The organism is Pseudarthrobacter sulfonivorans, from assembly GCF_024391045.1.
GTDB classification, from domain to species: Bacteria; Actinomycetota; Actinomycetes; order Actinomycetales; family Micrococcaceae; genus Arthrobacter; species Arthrobacter sulfonivorans_B.
Map to the genome: position 1 here is coordinate 32,586 of NZ_JANFCZ010000031.1, position 14,877 is coordinate 47,462.

Sequence of the window (14,877 nt, forward strand, 5' to 3'; positions counted from 1 at the left end):
CTATAAAGATTGTATGCCCTGCCGGGTTGGCAGCTGCTTAGCGGGGGTTGTGGAGGCCGTCGAACGCGATGGTGATGACGTCGTCGGCGAGCTTTTCGGGGGAGAGGGACCCGCCCGGCTTGTACCATTCCACGATCGAGTTGATGGTGCCGAAGAGCAGCCGCGTGACCGTGCGAGGGTCGATGTCCTGCCGCAGCGATCCCTCATCCCGGGCCGCGGAAATGAGCCCGGCCACGGCATGGTCGAAGGCGCGGCGGCGTTCCAGCGCGTCGCGTTCAATTTCGGTGTTGCCGCGCAGGCGCAGGAGCAGGGTGACGAACGGCAAGCGCTCCACCAGCACGGCCACTGTCTGGCGCAGCACAAATTCAAGCCGCGTGTCAGCCGCTCCCACCCTGGCCTGGGGGGCTTCCAGGATGGCCTCGAGGCCGCCGAGCGCGTGGTCCAGCGCCAGCTTGAGGAGATCGCCCTTGGACGGCACGTGGTGGTAGATGGCCGACTTGGAGATGCCCAGGTTCTCGGCCAGGATGCCCATGGAGGTGGCGTCGTAGCCGTGCCGGTTGAAGACGTCGACGGCGATGAGCAGCACGGACTGCTGGTCGTAGCCGGGGCGGCCGCGCTTGGTGGCGGCAGGGCTGGCAGTATCAGTGGTGCTGGGCATGGTGCCTAGTTTCTCATGAACGGTGATTCTTCTGACCGGTCGGTCAGGCAACGGGAGGCGGGCGGGGCAGCCGGTAGGCCGCACCGCCCGGGGTCTCCCTACTGCTTGGGACGCATGTCGTAGATCCGGCGCAGCTTGCCGTTGGACCGCTCCAGCGAGCCCGGGTCCACCACGTCCACGGTGCATGAAGAACCCACGTGGATCTTGATTTGCTCCTGCAGGGCGCGGGCCGCCGTCGAACTTTGTTCCAGGGTGACGGTTTCGCGGCGTTCGATCCGGACGGTCAGCCGGTCCATGCGCTGGCCCTCGGGGCGGGTGAGTTCCAGCTGGAAGTGCGGGCTGAGCTCGGGGATCCGCAGCGCGATTTCCTCGATCTGGGACGGGAAGACGTTGACGCCGCGCAGGATGATCATGTCGTCGCTGCGGCCGGTGATGCGTCCCATCCGGCGGTGCGCGGGCCGGGCAGTGCCGGGCAGCAGCCGGGTGAGGTCCTTGGTGCGGTACCGGATGACCGGCAGCGCTTCCTTGGTCAGCGAGGTGAAGACGAGCTCGCCGTGTTCGCCGTCGCGCAGGACGTTTTCGGTGCCCACCTCGGGTTTGAAGGGATCGATGATTTCCGGACGGAAGTGGTCCTCCCAGATGTGGCACCCGTCCTGCGTCTCCACCGCTTCGCCGGCGACGCCCGGGCCCATCACCTCGGAAAGGCCGTAGATGTCGCAGGCCTTGATGTTCATGGTGACTTCGAGTTCGTGCCGCATCTCCTCGGTCCAGGGCTCGGCGCCCAGGACGGCGAACTTCAGGGACGTGGAGGCGGGATCGATCCCCATTTTCGCCATCGCGTCGGCAATGGTCAGGAGGTAGGTGGGCGTGGCCAGGATGGCGTCCGGCTCAAAGTCCTGGATGAGCTGGATCTGGCGTTCGGTCTGCCCGCCGGAGATGGGGATGACCGTGCAGCCCAGCGCCTCGGCGCCGGCGTGTGCGCCCATGCCGCCGGTGAACAGGCCGTAGCCGTAGGCGTTGTGCACCTTCATGCCCGGGCGGATGCCGGACGCGCGGAAGCTGCGGGCCACCAGTTTGGCCCAGTCGGCGAGGTCCTGCTTGGTGTAGCCGACGACGGTGGGCCGGCCCGTGGTGCCGGAGCTGGCGTGCACGCGGGCTACTTCGGACTGCGGCACGGCGAACATGCCGAAGGGGTATTCCTCGCGCAGGTCGTCCTTGGTGGTGAAGGGGAAGTTGCCCAGGTCGCTGAGTTCGCGCAGGTCATTCGGGTGGATGCCGGCGGCGTCGAACTTGCGCTTGTACAGCGGGACGCGGTCGTAAGCGTAGGCCACGGTGTGCTGCAGGCGGCTCAGCTGGAGTGCTTCGAGCTCGTCGCGGGAGATGGTTTCCTCGCGGTCCAGGACGGCGTCGCTGCCCGCTGCGGCTGTCTTGGAGGCGGGGGTTTCGGGGGCATGGAGGGTCATGGTTTCCTACTTCTTGGGGATGGTTCGGCTGCGCCCGCGGAACTCGGCTATGAGTTCACCTGGCTGGCCTGCGTCAGGCTGGTGCTGCGCAGCGTCCGCGGCGAATACTTGGATGTCGTACAGGCCGCTGCGTCCTGCACTCGATCGGCGGTCCGCCACGGCGGTGATCACCTGACCGCGGTAAGCGGGTTTGAGGAAGTTGATGTCCACGCCGGCGGCAACGGTGATTGTACCTTCGTCTGCAGGGCCCGGGTTCACGGGGTTGCAGGCCAAGGCGAAGGCGGTATCGGCAAACGCGAAGATCATTCCGCCATGCGCCATGCCGAAGCCGTTGAGCATTTCCTGCCGGAGGGTCATGCGGACGGTGGCGTGGCCATCGGTGAGCGCGAGGACTTCGATACCCATCCATTCGGAGGCGTAGTCGTTTTCCAGGATGGGGTGGGTTGCCCCGGAGATAGCTGCTTCAGTCATGCGTCATTGCCTCCAGCTTTATTTACCGAATGTTCATTAGGTAATCCCAAAAGGGGTGCCGGTGTCAAGGGTGGCGGGCGCTGCCTAGTGTTTCCGCTTCCGCAGCATATTGGTGATGCGGAGGGTGCAGAGCCGCTGGCCTGCGTCGTTGGTGATCAGCACTTCGTGGGTGGTCAGCGTGCCACCGAGGTAGATGGGTGTGGCCGTGATGGTGATCAGGCCTTCGCGTGCGGAGCGGTGATGCGTGGCGGACACGTCTACGCCCACCGCGGTCTTGCCCAGCGTGCTTGCGTGGATCACGGCCGCCCAGGAGCCCACGGCCTCGCCGACTGCAAGGGAGGCGCCGCCGTGCAGCAGCCCGAAGGACTGTCGGTTGCCTTCGACGGGCATGGTGGCCACCACACGGTCGATGGACTCCTCGATGATCTTCACGCCCATTTTCTCGTCGAGCTCACCCAGGGTGATTTTCCAGAGTTCTGGGTCGGTGACTTCCGGAGTTGCTTCGGGGGTGTTCCGGGCTGGGGCAGTCATGGGCTCTCCTTGGTGCGGCATTGATTCTTTTCAGTGTGCAGCACACGGCATTCATGTACTGTAGATATATTACCGAACGGACGGTCAGTAATGCGCTGGCCGGTAACCGTTTGTCCCCCGTTTTGGAAGGACCTGTCAACGATGACCACCACCGCAACTGCTGAAGCCACCGTGAATACCGTCGAGACCGTTCCCAGTTTCGTGCGGGATTCATGGTGGACGCCCGACGCCGATTCGACCGCTCCCGCCGTCCCCGTACGGGATGCGAGCACCGGCGAAGTCCTGGCCAAGGTTAGTGCCGACGGGCTGGACCTTGCCGCCGTCGTCGATTACGGCCGCACCACCGGACAGACGGAACTCGGCAAGCTCACTTTCCACCAGCGCGCGCTCAAGCTCAAGGAGCTGGCCCAGTACCTGAACGCCCGCCGCGAGCACTTCTACACGTTCTCGGCCCAGTCCGGCGCCACCAAGATTGACTCGATGATCGACATCGACGGCGGCATCGGCGTGCTGTTCACCTTCGGTTCCAAGGGCCGGCGCGAACTGCCCAACTCGCAGGTAGTGGTGGACGGGCCCATGGAGATCCTCTCCAAGGACGGCTCCTTCGCCGGCGAGCACATCTACACCCGCATCCCGGGCGTCGCGGTCCAGATCAACGCGTTCAACTTCCCGGTGTGGGGCATGCTGGAGAAGCTGGCCCCCGCGTTCATTGCCGGCGTGCCAACCATCGTCAAGCCCGCCACCCCCACCGGCTACGTGGCCGCGGCCGTGGTGAAGGCGATCATCGAATCCAACATCCTGCCCGCCGGCTCGCTGCAGCTCATTTCAGGCTCGGTCCGGGGCCTGCTGGACGTCCTGGACTACCGCGACCTGGTGGCCTTCACCGGATCCGCCTCCACCGCCCTGACGCTGAAATCGCACCCCAATGTGGTGGAAGGCGGCGTCCGGTTCACCTCCGAAACGGACTCCCTGAACGCCGCCATCCTCGGCCCCGATGCCGTGGAGGGCACGCCGGAGTTCGACGCCTTCGTCAAGTCCATGGTCACCGAGATGACCGTCAAGGCGGGCCAGAAGTGCACGTCCATCCGCCGCGCCATCGTCCCGCAGGAACTGGTCTCCGCCGTGACCGCCGCCGTCGGCAAGCGCATCGAGGAGCGCGTTGTCCTCGGTGACCCGCGCGCCGAGTGCGTCACCATGGGTGCCCTGGCATCGCTGGAGCAGCTCGCGGACGTCCGCGCCGCCGTGCAGTCCATGCTCGACGCCGGCGGTGAGCTTGCGTACGGAACCCTCGATTCGCCGTCGGTCACCTCGGCTGACGGATCCACCGGCCCGGTGGAAGGTGGCGCGTTTATGTCACCCGTGGTGCTCGGCTGGGATGACCCCGAAACGGAGGCCATCCACTCCCTGGAGGCCTTCGGCCCCGTCGCCTCCGTGATCGGATACAAGGACATCCCCGACGCCGTCCGCCTCGCCGCCAGGGGTGGCGGCTCCCTGGTGGCCACCGTCTGCACGAACGATCCGGCCGTGGCCCAGGAACTGGTCACCGGCATCGCCGCCCACCACGGCCGTGTCCTGATGCTCAACCGCGAGGACGCCCGCAGCTCCACCGGCCACGGCTCTCCGGTCCCGCACCTGGTCCACGGCGGTCCCGGCCGCGCCGGCGGCGGTGAGGAACTGGGTGGCATCCGCTCGGTCATGCACCACATGCAGCGCACCGCCATCCAGGGCTCACCCAACATGCTCACCGCTGTCACCGGCATCTGGCACACCGGGGCGGACCGGAACTTCACCCTCGAGACCGAGGGCCAGCACCCGTTCCGGAAGGCCCTGGCCACGCTGCACATCGGCGATGCCATCCGCTCCGACCTGCGCGAGGTCTCGCTCGAGGAAATCACCAAATTCGCCAACTCCACCGGCGATACCTTCTACGCCCACACCAACCAGGAAGCGGCCGAAGCGAACCCGTTTTTCCCGGGCATTGTGGCCCACGGCTACCTGCTGCTGGCCTGGGGCGCCGGACTGTTCGTGGAGCCGGCGCCGGGCCCCGTCCTGGCCAACTATGGGCTCGAGAACCTGCGGTTCATCACGCCCGTGGCGGCCGGCGATTCCATCCGGGTGACCCTGACGGCCAAGAAGATCACCCCGCGTGAAACCGACGAATACGGCGAGGTGGCCTGGGATGCGGTACTGACCAACCAGAAGGACGAAATCGTGGCCACGTACGACGTCCTCACGCTCGTGGAAAAGAACTGAAACTTCACTTGCCTCCATCCCACACCGGCCCATATACTGAACGAACGGTCGGTAAATAATTGAGCGCCTTTCACAGGCCTTTGCTAGAGGAGCAACCCATGGCAGTGCAGAATCTGCAGTCAGTGACCGCTGAACTGTCCCCGGAAGAACTGGAAGCCGCCGCGCAGCGCGACGCCCAGGGCCAGGCCAACTTCGACCGCGTGATCGCCGATGACTCCCGGATCGAACCCAAGGACTGGATGCCGCCGGCATACCGCAAGACCCTCCTGCGCCAGATCTCGCAGCACGCGCACTCGGAGATCATCGGCATGCAGCCGGAAGCCAACTGGATTTCCCGCGCCCCCAGCCTGAAGCGCAAGGCCATCCTGATGGCCAAGGTCCAGGACGAGGCAGGCCACGGGCTCTACCTCTACTCGGCCGCCGAGACGCTGGGCCAGTCCCGCGACGACATGATGGACGCGCTGATTGCAGGCAAGGCCCGCTACTCGTCCATCTTCAACTACCCGGCACGGACCTGGGCGGACATGGGTGCCATCGGCTGGATGGTGGACGGCGCCGCCATCTGCAACCAGGTGCCGCTCTGCCGCGCCTCGTACGGCCCCTACGGCCGTGCCATGGTCCGCGTCTGCAAGGAGGAATCCTTCCACCAGCGCCAGGGCTTCGAAATCCTGCTGGAACTTTCGCACGGCACGCCCGAGCAGAAGCAGATGGCCCAGGACGCCGTGAACCGCTGGTACGCCCCGGCCCTGATGATGTTTGGGCCGCCGGATGACGATTCGCCCAACTCCAAGCAGTCCATGGCCTGGAACATCAAACGCTTCAGCAACGACGAGCTCCGTAACCGCTTCGTCGGCATGATGATGGAGCAGGTCAAGGTCCTGGAGCTCACCCTGCCGGACCCGGACATCCGCTTCAACGAGGACACGAAGAAGTGGGAGCACGGCCCGCTGGACTGGGACGAGTTCCACGAGGTCCTGGCCGGCCGCGGTCCCTGCAACGCCCAGCGGCTTGAGCGCCGGAGGGAAGCGCACGACGACGGCGCCTGGGTCCGCGAAGCGGCTGCGGCTTATGCAGCAAAACAGAACGCAAAGCAGTCAATGACGACGAAGGAATACGCAGCATGACCCCCCACGGCAACCCGGAAGTTCCGGCCAGCGCGGCAGCAGAAATCAACCGCGAAGCCCCGAAAGTCAGCACGGCTCCCGATCACCACGACCGCAACGCCTGGGGCCTGTGGGAAGTTTTCGTCCGGTCCAGCCGCGGCCTGAGCCACGTCCACGCTGGCTCCCTGCACGCGCCGGACGCCGCCATGGCACTGCGCAACGCCCGCGACCTCTACACCCGCCGCAACGAAGGCGTGTCCATCTGGGTGGTCCCGGCCGACGCGATTGCCGCCAGCGATCCGGACTCCAAGGGCTCGTTCTTCGAGTCGCCGCAGGGCAAGGATTACCGGCACGCCACCTACTACACCAAGAGTGAAGGAGTGAAGCACCTGTGAGCAGTCCTGAAACCGCAACGCCGGCAACCGGCCACGGTGACATCTCCACCGGTGTAGCCGCGCCAATGGTAGGTGGTGAGAGTAGCGCCTCCGCCACCCGGATCACCCCCGGCAACGCCCTCCGCCCGGAGGACATCGCCCTGGAGGTCCGCACCGGACTGGCCAAGCCCACCGAGGACGTGGCCCAGTTGGCACTGCGCCTCGGCGACGACGCCCTGATCCTGGCCCAGCGGCTGGGCCACTGGATCTCCCGCGCACCCGAACTGGAGGAGGACATCGCCCTGGGCAACATCGCCCTGGACCAGCTGGGCCACGCCCGGTCTTTCCTCAGCTACGCCGGCGGCGCCTGGGACAAGACCGAGGACGAGCTCGCCTACTTCCGCGGCGAAACAGAGTTCCGGTCCGTGCAGATCTTCGAACAGCCCAACGGTGACTTCGCGGCCACCATCGCCCGTCAGTTTGTGGTGAGCTACTACCAGTACGAGCTGTACCGCCGGCTCACCCAGTCGACCGACGCCACCCTGGCCGCCATCGCGGCCAAGGCAGTGAAGGAAGTGGACTACCACCGGGATCACAGCGCCCAGTGGGTCCTCCGCCTGGCCGGCGGCACGGAGGAGTCCCGCCGTCGGATGGCCCACGGCCTGCAGACCATGTGGCCCTACGTCGAAGAGCTCTTCCGCGACGACGAACTGACCGGCCGCCTCGCAGAGTCCGGAGCCGCCGTCGAGCCTTCCTCGTTGCGGAACGACTTTGACCGCCTGACCGGGGAAGTCCTGGCCGAGGCGGAGCTGGACGTACCGGACGTTCCCCCGGCGCCGGGCGGCGGACGGAACGGCAAGCACTCGGAGCACCTGGGCTACATTCTTGCGGAGATGCAGGTGCTGGCCCGGGAGCATCCCGGAGCCACCTGGTGACCGCCGTGGCTATCGAACAGCAAACCGAGCAGAAGACAGCGCAACAGCACGCGTGGGACGTTGCCGCCATGGTGTGCGATCCTGAAATCCCGGTGCTCACCATCGCGGACCTGGGCATCCTGCGGGATGTGCGGGTCGACGGCGGTGCAGTCCGGGTCACCATCACTCCCACCTACTCGGGCTGCCCGGCCATGGATGCCATCCGCGACGACCTGAAGACCGCGTTCGCGAAGGAAGGGTACGCGGACGTTGAGGTGGATCTAGTTCTGGCCCCTGCCTGGACCACCGACTGGATGACCGAGGCCGGCAAGGCCAAGCTGCAGGAGTACGGCATCGCGCCGCCCACCGGCAAGTCCGATGTACGGCACGCCGGGCCCATCCGCCTCACCATGGCGGTGAAATGCCCGCAGTGCTCGTCGCTGCACACCAAGGAACTCACCCGCTTCGGTTCCACCTCCTGCAAGGCGCTGTACGTCTGCCAGGACTGCAAGGAACCGTTCGACTACTTCAAAGTCCTGTAAGGAAACCCCTCATGCCTGTTGTCCGCCAGACCGCCGCCGAATCGGCGCAGGCCACCGGCCGCCGTCGTCCGTCCTTCCACACGCTCGCCGTCAAGGAGGTGCGCCGGCTCACCGAGGACGCCATCGAAGTCTCCTTCCACGTTCCGGTCGAACTCGCCGGCCAGTTCGACTACCTGCCCGGCCAGTACGTGGCGCTGCGCACCACGCTCCCGGACGAGGACGGCGAGCCGAAGGAGATCCGGCGCAGCTACTCCATCTGCGCCGAGCCGCGCAGCTTCGAGGACGGCAGCAGCGAGATCCGTGTTGCCGTGAAGAAGGACCTCGGCGGGCTGTTCTCCACCTGGGCCAATGCCGAGCTGAAGGCCGGCGACGCCCTGGACGTCATGAGCCCCATGGGCGCGTTTGTGTCCAAGCACGGCCGCGATGGCCAGGCCGTGGAGCAGAACCGGATGAACTCCATGAACCACCCGGAGGAACTGGCCGGCGAAATCGCGTCCACCGGCGAAGCCAGCTTCGTGGCCATCGCCGCCGGCTCCGGCATCACCCCGGTGATCGCGATCGCCCGCACGCTGCTGGCGGCGAATCCTGGAACCCGTTTTGACCTGATCTACGCCAACAAGGCCGCCATGGACGTCATGTTCCTGGAGGAGCTCGCGGACCTGAAGGACAAGTACCCGCAGCGCCTGGCCATCCACCACGTGCTGTCCCGCGAACAGCGGATCGCACCGCTGCTCAGTGGCCGGATCGACGCCGAAAAGCTCCAGCAGCTCCTCGGCACCGCCATCCACGCCGATGATGTGGACGAGTGGTTCCTTTGCGGGCCGTTCGAGCTGGTGCAGCTGTGCCGCGACACCCTGGCTGAGCGCGGTGTCAATCCGGACAACGTCCGGTTTGAGCTGTTCTCCTCGGGCAAGCCAGACCGCCCGGAAGGTCACGCCGGGCGCCCGGTGCTGGTGGACGAGTCCAAGGAGACGTATAAGATCTCCTTCAAACTGGACGGCCTCCAGGGCGAGGTGGCCAGCCCCACGCACGCCCGCGAATCCATCCTCAACGCCGCGCTGCGGGTCCGCCCGGACGTGCCGTTCGCCTGCGCCGGGGGAGTCTGCGGCACCTGCCGCGCCAAGGTGGTGACCGGCACGGTGACCATGGATGAGAACTACGCACTGGAGCAGGACGAGCTGGATAAGGGCTACGTCCTCACCTGCCAGAGCCACCCCACCAGCAAGGAAGTCATGGTCGACTTCGACGTCTAGTCCCGGCGGTGGCCGGGCTGGTTCACGTCGGCCTGGCCATACCCGAAACCCAACCTTAGGAGCCCCATGATCTCCCTTTCCATCGCCAACAACATCGCCGAAGTTGTCCTGGACGCGCCGCACAAGCTGAACTCGCTGGACGAGCAGGCGCTTGCGGAGCTGTCCCAGGCGTACGACGACGCTGCTGCCGCCGCCTCCCGTGGTGAGGTGCGGGCGCTGCTCCTGCGGGGAGAGGGCCGCGCCTTCTGCGCGGGCCGCGACATCCAGAACGTGACGCCGGAAAGCGACGACGCCGAGGCGTACCTGGCGGGCCTGGTGCAGCCGCTGCTGAAGAAAATGAGCGCTTTCCCGGCGCCCACGTTCGCGGCGGCCCAGGGCGCGTGCCTCGGCGTGGGGCTGGGCCTGCTGCTGGCCACCGACGTGGTGTACGTGGCGGAGAACGCCAAGTTCGGTTCGCCGTTCGCCAAGCTGGGCGCCACCCTGGACTCGGGCGGCCACTGGTACTTTACCGAGCGGCTGGGCATGCACCGGACGCTGGACCTGATCTACACGGCCGAGCTGATGTCCGGAACCGAAGCCGTGTCCCGGGGGATGTTCAGCCGCGCCATGCCGGCGGATTCATTGTTGGAGTCCACCCGGGCCATCGTGGCGCAGGTGGCCGCCGGTGCCACGGGCGCGTTCACGGCGAGCAAGGAGCTCGTGGCGCACATCCGTGACCAGCGGCTGGGCCTGTGGGACGCCATGGCCGAAGAGAACGCCGAGCAGGCACGGCTGTGCCAGAGCGAGGACTACGCGGAAGGTTTCCGCGCGTTCCAGGAGAAGCGGACGCCCGTGTTCAGCGGAACGCCCTCTGCCCGCTGACCACGGGCAACTCCGGCTAAATACCTGCACGCAGAGTGTGTTTCACGACACATTCATAGTACGATCTTGGTAACTGAACGTTCGATCAGTAAATCACTCGGCCGTCCCCCTCTTCGCAGCAGAGCTGCCCCAGCCACGGAGTTCCAATGACCGCAACTTCACACGTCGATTCAGAGTCAGGTCCCAGCACCAAACATGAGGAACGCAAAGTCCTCGCCGGTACCCTGGTTGGCACCACCATTGAGTGGTACGACTTCTTCATCTTCGCCCAGCTGACGGCAACGCTGCTGTCGCCGCTGTTCCTCGCACCCCTGAACGATTCCAACCCGGCCCTCGCGCAGATCCTGTCCTTCGCGCTCATCGGCATCAGCTTCCTGTTCCGCCCGCTCGGCGCCATCATCGCCGGCCACCTCGGGGACCGCCTGGGCCGCAAGGCCATGCTGGTGTTCACCCTCGTCATGATGGGCGCCGCGACGGCGCTGATCGGCATGCTGCCCACCTACGCCCAGATCGGCTTCTGGGCCCCGGTGCTGCTGATCCTGCTCCGGGTCATCCAGGGCTTCTCCGCCGGCGGCGAATGGGGCGGCGCTGCCCTGATGGCCGTGGAGCACGCTCCCATGAGCAAGCGCGGCCTGTTCGGCGCCTACCCGCAGATCGGTGTCCCCGTGGGGATGATCCTGGCCACGGGCCTGCTGTTCTTCCTCAACACCGGCATGTCCAAGGAAGACTTCGCGTCATGGGGCTGGCGGGTTCCGTTCCTGCTGTCCATCGTGCTGATCGTGGTGGGCTACCTCATCCGCCGCGCCGTGGCCGAAAGCCCGGTCTTCAAGGAGATGCAGGAGCGCAAGGAGGAGAGCAAGGCACCTCTGGGCGAGCTGATCCGCAAGCACAAGAAGGCCGTGCTCTACTCCACCATGATCTTCATCGGCAACAACGCCGCCGGCTACCTGCTGATCGCCTTCTTCATCTCCTACGCCACCAAGACGCTGAAGATGCCCACCGCGCAGATCCTGCTGGCCACCACGCTGGCTTCTTTCGGCTGGCTCATTTTCACCCTGGTGGGCGGCTGGCTTTCTGACCGGATCGGCCGGGTCAAGACCTTCCTGATCGGCTACGGACTGGTCTTTGCCTGGATGATCCCGATGTTCGCCCTGATCGACACCAAGGACATCATGCTGTACGGCATCGCCCTGTTTGTCCTGACCATCGGCCTGGGCCTGTCCTACGGACCCATGTCCGCCATGTACGCCGAAATGTTCCCCGCCAATGTCCGGTACTCGGGCATTTCCATCGGATACGCCTTCGGCGCCATCCTGGGCGGCGCCTTCGCAGCCACCATCGCCGAGTCGCTCCTGCAGGCCACCAAGTGGACGGGATCCGTGGGCATCTACATCATGATCCTCTGCGTCATCTCGGCCGTCGGCGTCATCCTCGCCAAGGAAACCAAGGGCCGTCCTCTGGGCGTCAGCCACCACTGATTCCTCTCCGGCCGGCGGGAGTTGGTGCCCTCGGGCGCCCGCTCCCGCGGGCCGGCTCAAGGTTCAGGCAAGATTTCCACAATCGGCCCTGTGGGTGCCTTAGCGGCAGTTCACCGCCGGTAGATTAGTCTCGGTTTCGATACCCCCAACGAAGCCGAGGAAGCCCCCGCGCTCGAGGTCGCTCGCGCGGGGGCTTCCAGTCAACTGGGGGCTACCACCCCAAAAGAGCGTCCGACGTCGGCACGGGAGTGTGCGGCATGGGATACGTTCGCTTCATGAACCTGATCCGGTGGCGTGAGGGACTCTGGGCCCTCCTGGTTCTCGTGGCGGCAGCGCTGATGGCCTGCGGCCTGGCCGATGTTTTCACGTTCCTCGTCGAACCGCCTACCTATCCCGAGGGGCATCGCCTGGTGCTGCTCGGATCCCTTGCCTTCGCCGGTGCGGCCGTCTGGTCCTGGCTGCGCCAATCACCGCGCTGGGTGTCGGTGCTGACGGGACTGCCGGCGCTGGTGGTTGGCGGCCTCGCACTGCAGTTTGCCGATGGCGCCCTGGATGTTCTGGCCGGGTTCTTCCTGATCCCCGCCGCGCTGATTGCCATGCTGGTGGAGCTCATCACGCCGTACCGCGCCAGCGAACTGTCGCGAAGCGCGCGGATCGATTGAATGTTCACGAACTACATTGCGGGACGGTCTGCCGGGAAGCACTCCAAACTTGTGGCGAGGGCCGCCTGCAGTGCCTCCTTGACGGGAAGCGCACGGTGCTCGTCTGACAGGATCTCCACGCCCCACGGACCATTGAAGCCCAGCGACGCCAGTGTCCGGATGAACCCGGTAACATCCTGGTCACCTTGGCCGCACAGGCGGCGATTGTCCCGGGTGTCCTCGAAAAGCGTGCCGCGGACTTCCGCTGCCGCGTCATTGAGCTCGACGCCGAAAATCTGGTCCGCGTCAAGGCTCGCGGACAGCTCGTCCAGCGTTGTTCCTGCGCGGAAGACGTGCCAGTAGTCCACCACCAGCCCGCATCCTGGCATGTCCACTTTCCGCATGAGGTCAGCGGCGGCCGGCACGCTTCCGACCATCGAAAACGGCATCGGCTCGAGGGCGATGCGCGTACCCCGCAGCGCGGCCTCAGCGGTCAAGCGCCGGAGGGGTTCAACCAGGAAGTCGAGGTTGTCCAAGGGATCACCCATGGCGGTCCCTACTTTGATGAACCGTGCTCCAAGTGTCTCTGCAGCCTCCAGGAGGAGGTCGAACTGCGGCCGCCAGCGTGGGGCGAGGTCCTCGTCCCACCAATCCGTGAGCAGCTCGACTTCAACGTAGCGCAGGCCGGCGTCGTCAATAAGTCTCCGCAAAGCCGGAAAGCCCAGGGTGGCCCGAGCGGCGGCGAGATCATCGTGCGCGAGCCCGAAGCCTGACCACCCAGTGGCAGCGATGGCTTCGACGCGGTCCGCAATCGGCACGGGGCTGGTCTCCGGGTTGTCCAGCGGAGCCGCGCTGCCGGCGCTGGTCCAACACGATGCGACAAGTTCCGGGGCAGGGGTGGTGGGCATTGTTCTCCTTTGAAGCCATGAAGGCCGCCGCGTAGGGAATTGACGGCGTAGAAGTATGTAACCACAAATGATTGGAACGGTCTATTGACTTCCATAAACCCGGCGTTCTAGAGTTGGACCGTTCCACAAAGCGACATTGATCACATCCGTTCAAGATCAACGACCTCCCGTTTTCGCTCCACGCCGTTGCGTGAGCCTGAAGCGTTCCCGACGGTCGTCATTGCGCGAATCAAAGGAGATTTCACGTGGCAAAATTCAACTGGCACCGGGGCGCTATGGCCCTCGCCATCGTTCCGCTTCTGACGCTGGCGGCATGCTCGGCCGGTGGCGGCAAGACCGAACCGGCAGCGTCCGGGGGAGGCGGCCAGGTCGCCGGCACTGACCGGATCAAAGTGGCCCTCATTACCCATGCCGAGGCGGGCGATACGTTCTGGGACATCGTGCGCAAGGGTGCGGAGGAAGCCGCTGCGAAGGACAACGTCGAGATCCTTTACACGAATGATTCCGAAGCCGGCCGGCAGGCACAGCTTGTTCAGCAGGCCATCGACCAGAAGGTTGACGGGATCGCGGTCACCATCGCCAATCCGGGCGCTATGAAGGACGTGATGAAGAAGGCTGCTGACGCGGGCATACCGCTGGTCAGCTTCAACGCCGGCGGGGATGTCTCTGCACAGTTGGGCGCCTTTACCCACTTCGGCTCCAACGAGAACCTGGCCGGTGAAGCGGTGGGTTCCAAGCTAGCGGCCGACGGCTACAAGCATCCTATTTGCGTAATCATGGCCCAGGGGCAGGTGCAGCTTGAACAGCGGTGCGCGGGCGTGAAAGCGAAGGTCCCGGCCACCGAGATCCTCTACGTTGACGGGAAGGACATGACCTCGGTCCAGTCCACTGCGACGGCGAAACTCCAGGCCTCCAAGGACGCCGACGTCATCATCGGCCTCGGCGCCCCGTACACGGTCACGCTGCTGAAAGCAGTGACGGACGCGAACAGCTCGATCAAAGTGGCGAGCTTCGACCTTAACCCTGCGCTGGCCCAGGCGATCAACGACGGCAAGGTTCTCTTCACGGTGGATCAGCAGCCCTACTTGCAGGGTTACCTGGCAGTGGATGCGGTGTGGCAGAACAAGCGCGGCGGCTTCAAAGTTGGCGGCGGCCAGGCGGTTCTGACCGGCCCCGCCATCGTGGACAAGTCCAACATCTCCGACGTGCTCAAGTACGTCCAACAGGGCATCCGCTAACAATCCCGCTGGCCGGGCCGGCCCCGGGCCGGCCCGGCAGCAAGGAGACTTATTATGACCATCACCCAAACAAAAACAAAAACAAAGACAAAGACACCGGCGCCCGATGAGCGTGTGGGGCGGCAGAGCCCGTTTCAGAAGCTTCTGGGCCGTCCCGAGGTGGGTGCCCTGGTGGGGGCGATTGTCCTG

At 65.5% G+C, this 14,877-nt stretch carries 15 protein-coding genes and 1 pseudogene; 11 read left to right on the forward strand and 5 right to left on the reverse strand.

Translation table 11 applies throughout. The annotated features are described in order from the left end of the window. Positions 1-37: 37 nt before the first annotated feature. The 4 genes from NQJ30_RS16855 to NQJ30_RS16870 form a co-directional block, all read right to left on the reverse strand. Positions 38-658, reverse strand: a complete 621-nt coding sequence (locus NQJ30_RS16855; RefSeq protein ID WP_255771268.1) for a TetR/AcrR family transcriptional regulator — start codon at positions 656-658, stop codon at positions 38-40. Between the two features lie 98 nt (positions 659-756). Further along, positions 757-2,121, reverse strand: a complete 1,365-nt coding sequence (paaK, locus tag NQJ30_RS16860) for a phenylacetate--CoA ligase PaaK (protein ID WP_255771269.1) — start codon at positions 2,119-2,121, stop codon at positions 757-759. A 6-nt stretch (positions 2,122-2,127) separates the two neighbouring features. Beyond that, on the reverse strand, positions 2,128-2,592 hold the full coding sequence (locus tag NQJ30_RS16865; protein WP_255771270.1) for a hotdog fold thioesterase: 465 nt from the start codon (positions 2,590-2,592) through the stop codon (positions 2,128-2,130). Positions 2,593-2,676: 84 nt separating this feature from the next. Beyond that, positions 2,677-3,123 (reverse strand): PaaI family thioesterase, encoded by a 447-nt coding sequence (locus NQJ30_RS16870; RefSeq protein WP_255771271.1) that lies wholly within the window; start codon positions 3,121-3,123, stop codon positions 2,677-2,679. Between the two features lie 141 nt (positions 3,124-3,264). Between NQJ30_RS16870 and paaZ the strand changes: the two genes are divergently transcribed. The 9 genes from paaZ to NQJ30_RS16915 all read left to right on the forward strand — a co-directional run bounded on the left by paaZ (position 3,265) and on the right by NQJ30_RS16915 (position 12,563). Next, positions 3,265-5,376 carry a phenylacetic acid degradation bifunctional protein PaaZ gene (gene paaZ, locus NQJ30_RS16875; protein ID WP_255771272.1) on the forward strand — a complete coding sequence of 704 codons (2,112 nt, stop codon included), beginning with the start codon at positions 3,265-3,267 and terminating at the stop codon, positions 5,374-5,376. Positions 5,377-5,474: 98 nt separating this feature from the next. After that, positions 5,475-6,500, forward strand: a complete 1,026-nt coding sequence (paaA, locus tag NQJ30_RS16880) for a 1,2-phenylacetyl-CoA epoxidase subunit PaaA (protein WP_255771273.1) — start codon at positions 5,475-5,477, stop codon at positions 6,498-6,500. Further along, positions 6,497-6,874 carry a 1,2-phenylacetyl-CoA epoxidase subunit PaaB gene (gene paaB / locus NQJ30_RS16885; RefSeq protein WP_255771274.1) on the forward strand — a complete coding sequence of 126 codons (378 nt, stop codon included), beginning with the start codon at positions 6,497-6,499 and terminating at the stop codon, positions 6,872-6,874. Before paaA ends, paaB begins: the two co-directional genes overlap by 4 nt. Continuing rightward, the gene (gene paaC / locus NQJ30_RS16890) at positions 6,871-7,788 is read left to right on the forward strand and encodes a 1,2-phenylacetyl-CoA epoxidase subunit PaaC (RefSeq protein WP_255771275.1); all 918 of its coding nucleotides are present in this window, start codon (positions 6,871-6,873) and stop codon (positions 7,786-7,788) included. Before paaB ends, paaC begins: the two co-directional genes overlap by 4 nt. Beyond that, on the forward strand, positions 7,785-8,309 hold the full coding sequence (gene paaD, locus NQJ30_RS16895; RefSeq protein ID WP_308215273.1) for a 1,2-phenylacetyl-CoA epoxidase subunit PaaD: 525 nt from the start codon (positions 7,785-7,787) through the stop codon (positions 8,307-8,309). Before paaC ends, paaD begins: the two co-directional genes overlap by 4 nt. An 11-nt stretch (positions 8,310-8,320) precedes the next feature. Further along, the gene (paaE, locus tag NQJ30_RS16900; protein WP_255771276.1) at positions 8,321-9,562 is read left to right on the forward strand and encodes a 1,2-phenylacetyl-CoA epoxidase subunit PaaE; all 1,242 of its coding nucleotides are present in this window, start codon (positions 8,321-8,323) and stop codon (positions 9,560-9,562) included. Between the two features lie 66 nt (positions 9,563-9,628). Next, a complete protein-coding gene (locus NQJ30_RS16905; protein WP_255771277.1) occupies positions 9,629-10,423 on the forward strand; it encodes an enoyl-CoA hydratase/isomerase family protein in 795 nt (264 codons plus the stop codon). A gap of 146 nt (positions 10,424-10,569) precedes the next feature. Continuing rightward, positions 10,570-11,901 (forward strand): MFS transporter, encoded by a 1,332-nt coding sequence (locus NQJ30_RS16910; RefSeq protein ID WP_255771278.1) that lies wholly within the window; start codon positions 10,570-10,572, stop codon positions 11,899-11,901. A gap of 275 nt (positions 11,902-12,176) precedes the next feature. Continuing rightward, entirely contained in the window at positions 12,177-12,563 is a 387-nt protein-coding gene (locus tag NQJ30_RS16915) for a hypothetical protein (RefSeq protein ID WP_255771279.1), read from the forward strand. Positions 12,564-12,574: 11 nt separating this feature from the next. On the opposite strand, the gene NQJ30_RS16920 is transcribed toward NQJ30_RS16915, so the two are convergent. Next, complete coding sequence (locus tag NQJ30_RS16920; RefSeq protein WP_255771280.1) at positions 12,575-13,450, reverse strand: sugar phosphate isomerase/epimerase family protein; 876 nt, start codon at positions 13,448-13,450, stop codon at positions 12,575-12,577. A 245-nt stretch (positions 13,451-13,695) separates the two neighbouring features. Here NQJ30_RS16920 and NQJ30_RS16925 point away from each other — a divergent pair, with 245 nt between their 5' ends. Both NQJ30_RS16925 and NQJ30_RS19160 read left to right on the forward strand, forming a co-directional pair. Next, positions 13,696-14,688, forward strand: coding sequence for a substrate-binding domain-containing protein (locus NQJ30_RS16925; protein ID WP_255771281.1), 993 nt, complete (start codon positions 13,696-13,698; stop codon positions 14,686-14,688). Positions 14,689-14,742: 54 nt separating this feature from the next. Then, positions 14,743-14,877 (forward strand): annotated as a pseudogene (locus NQJ30_RS19160) (ABC transporter permease); the annotation flags it as partial.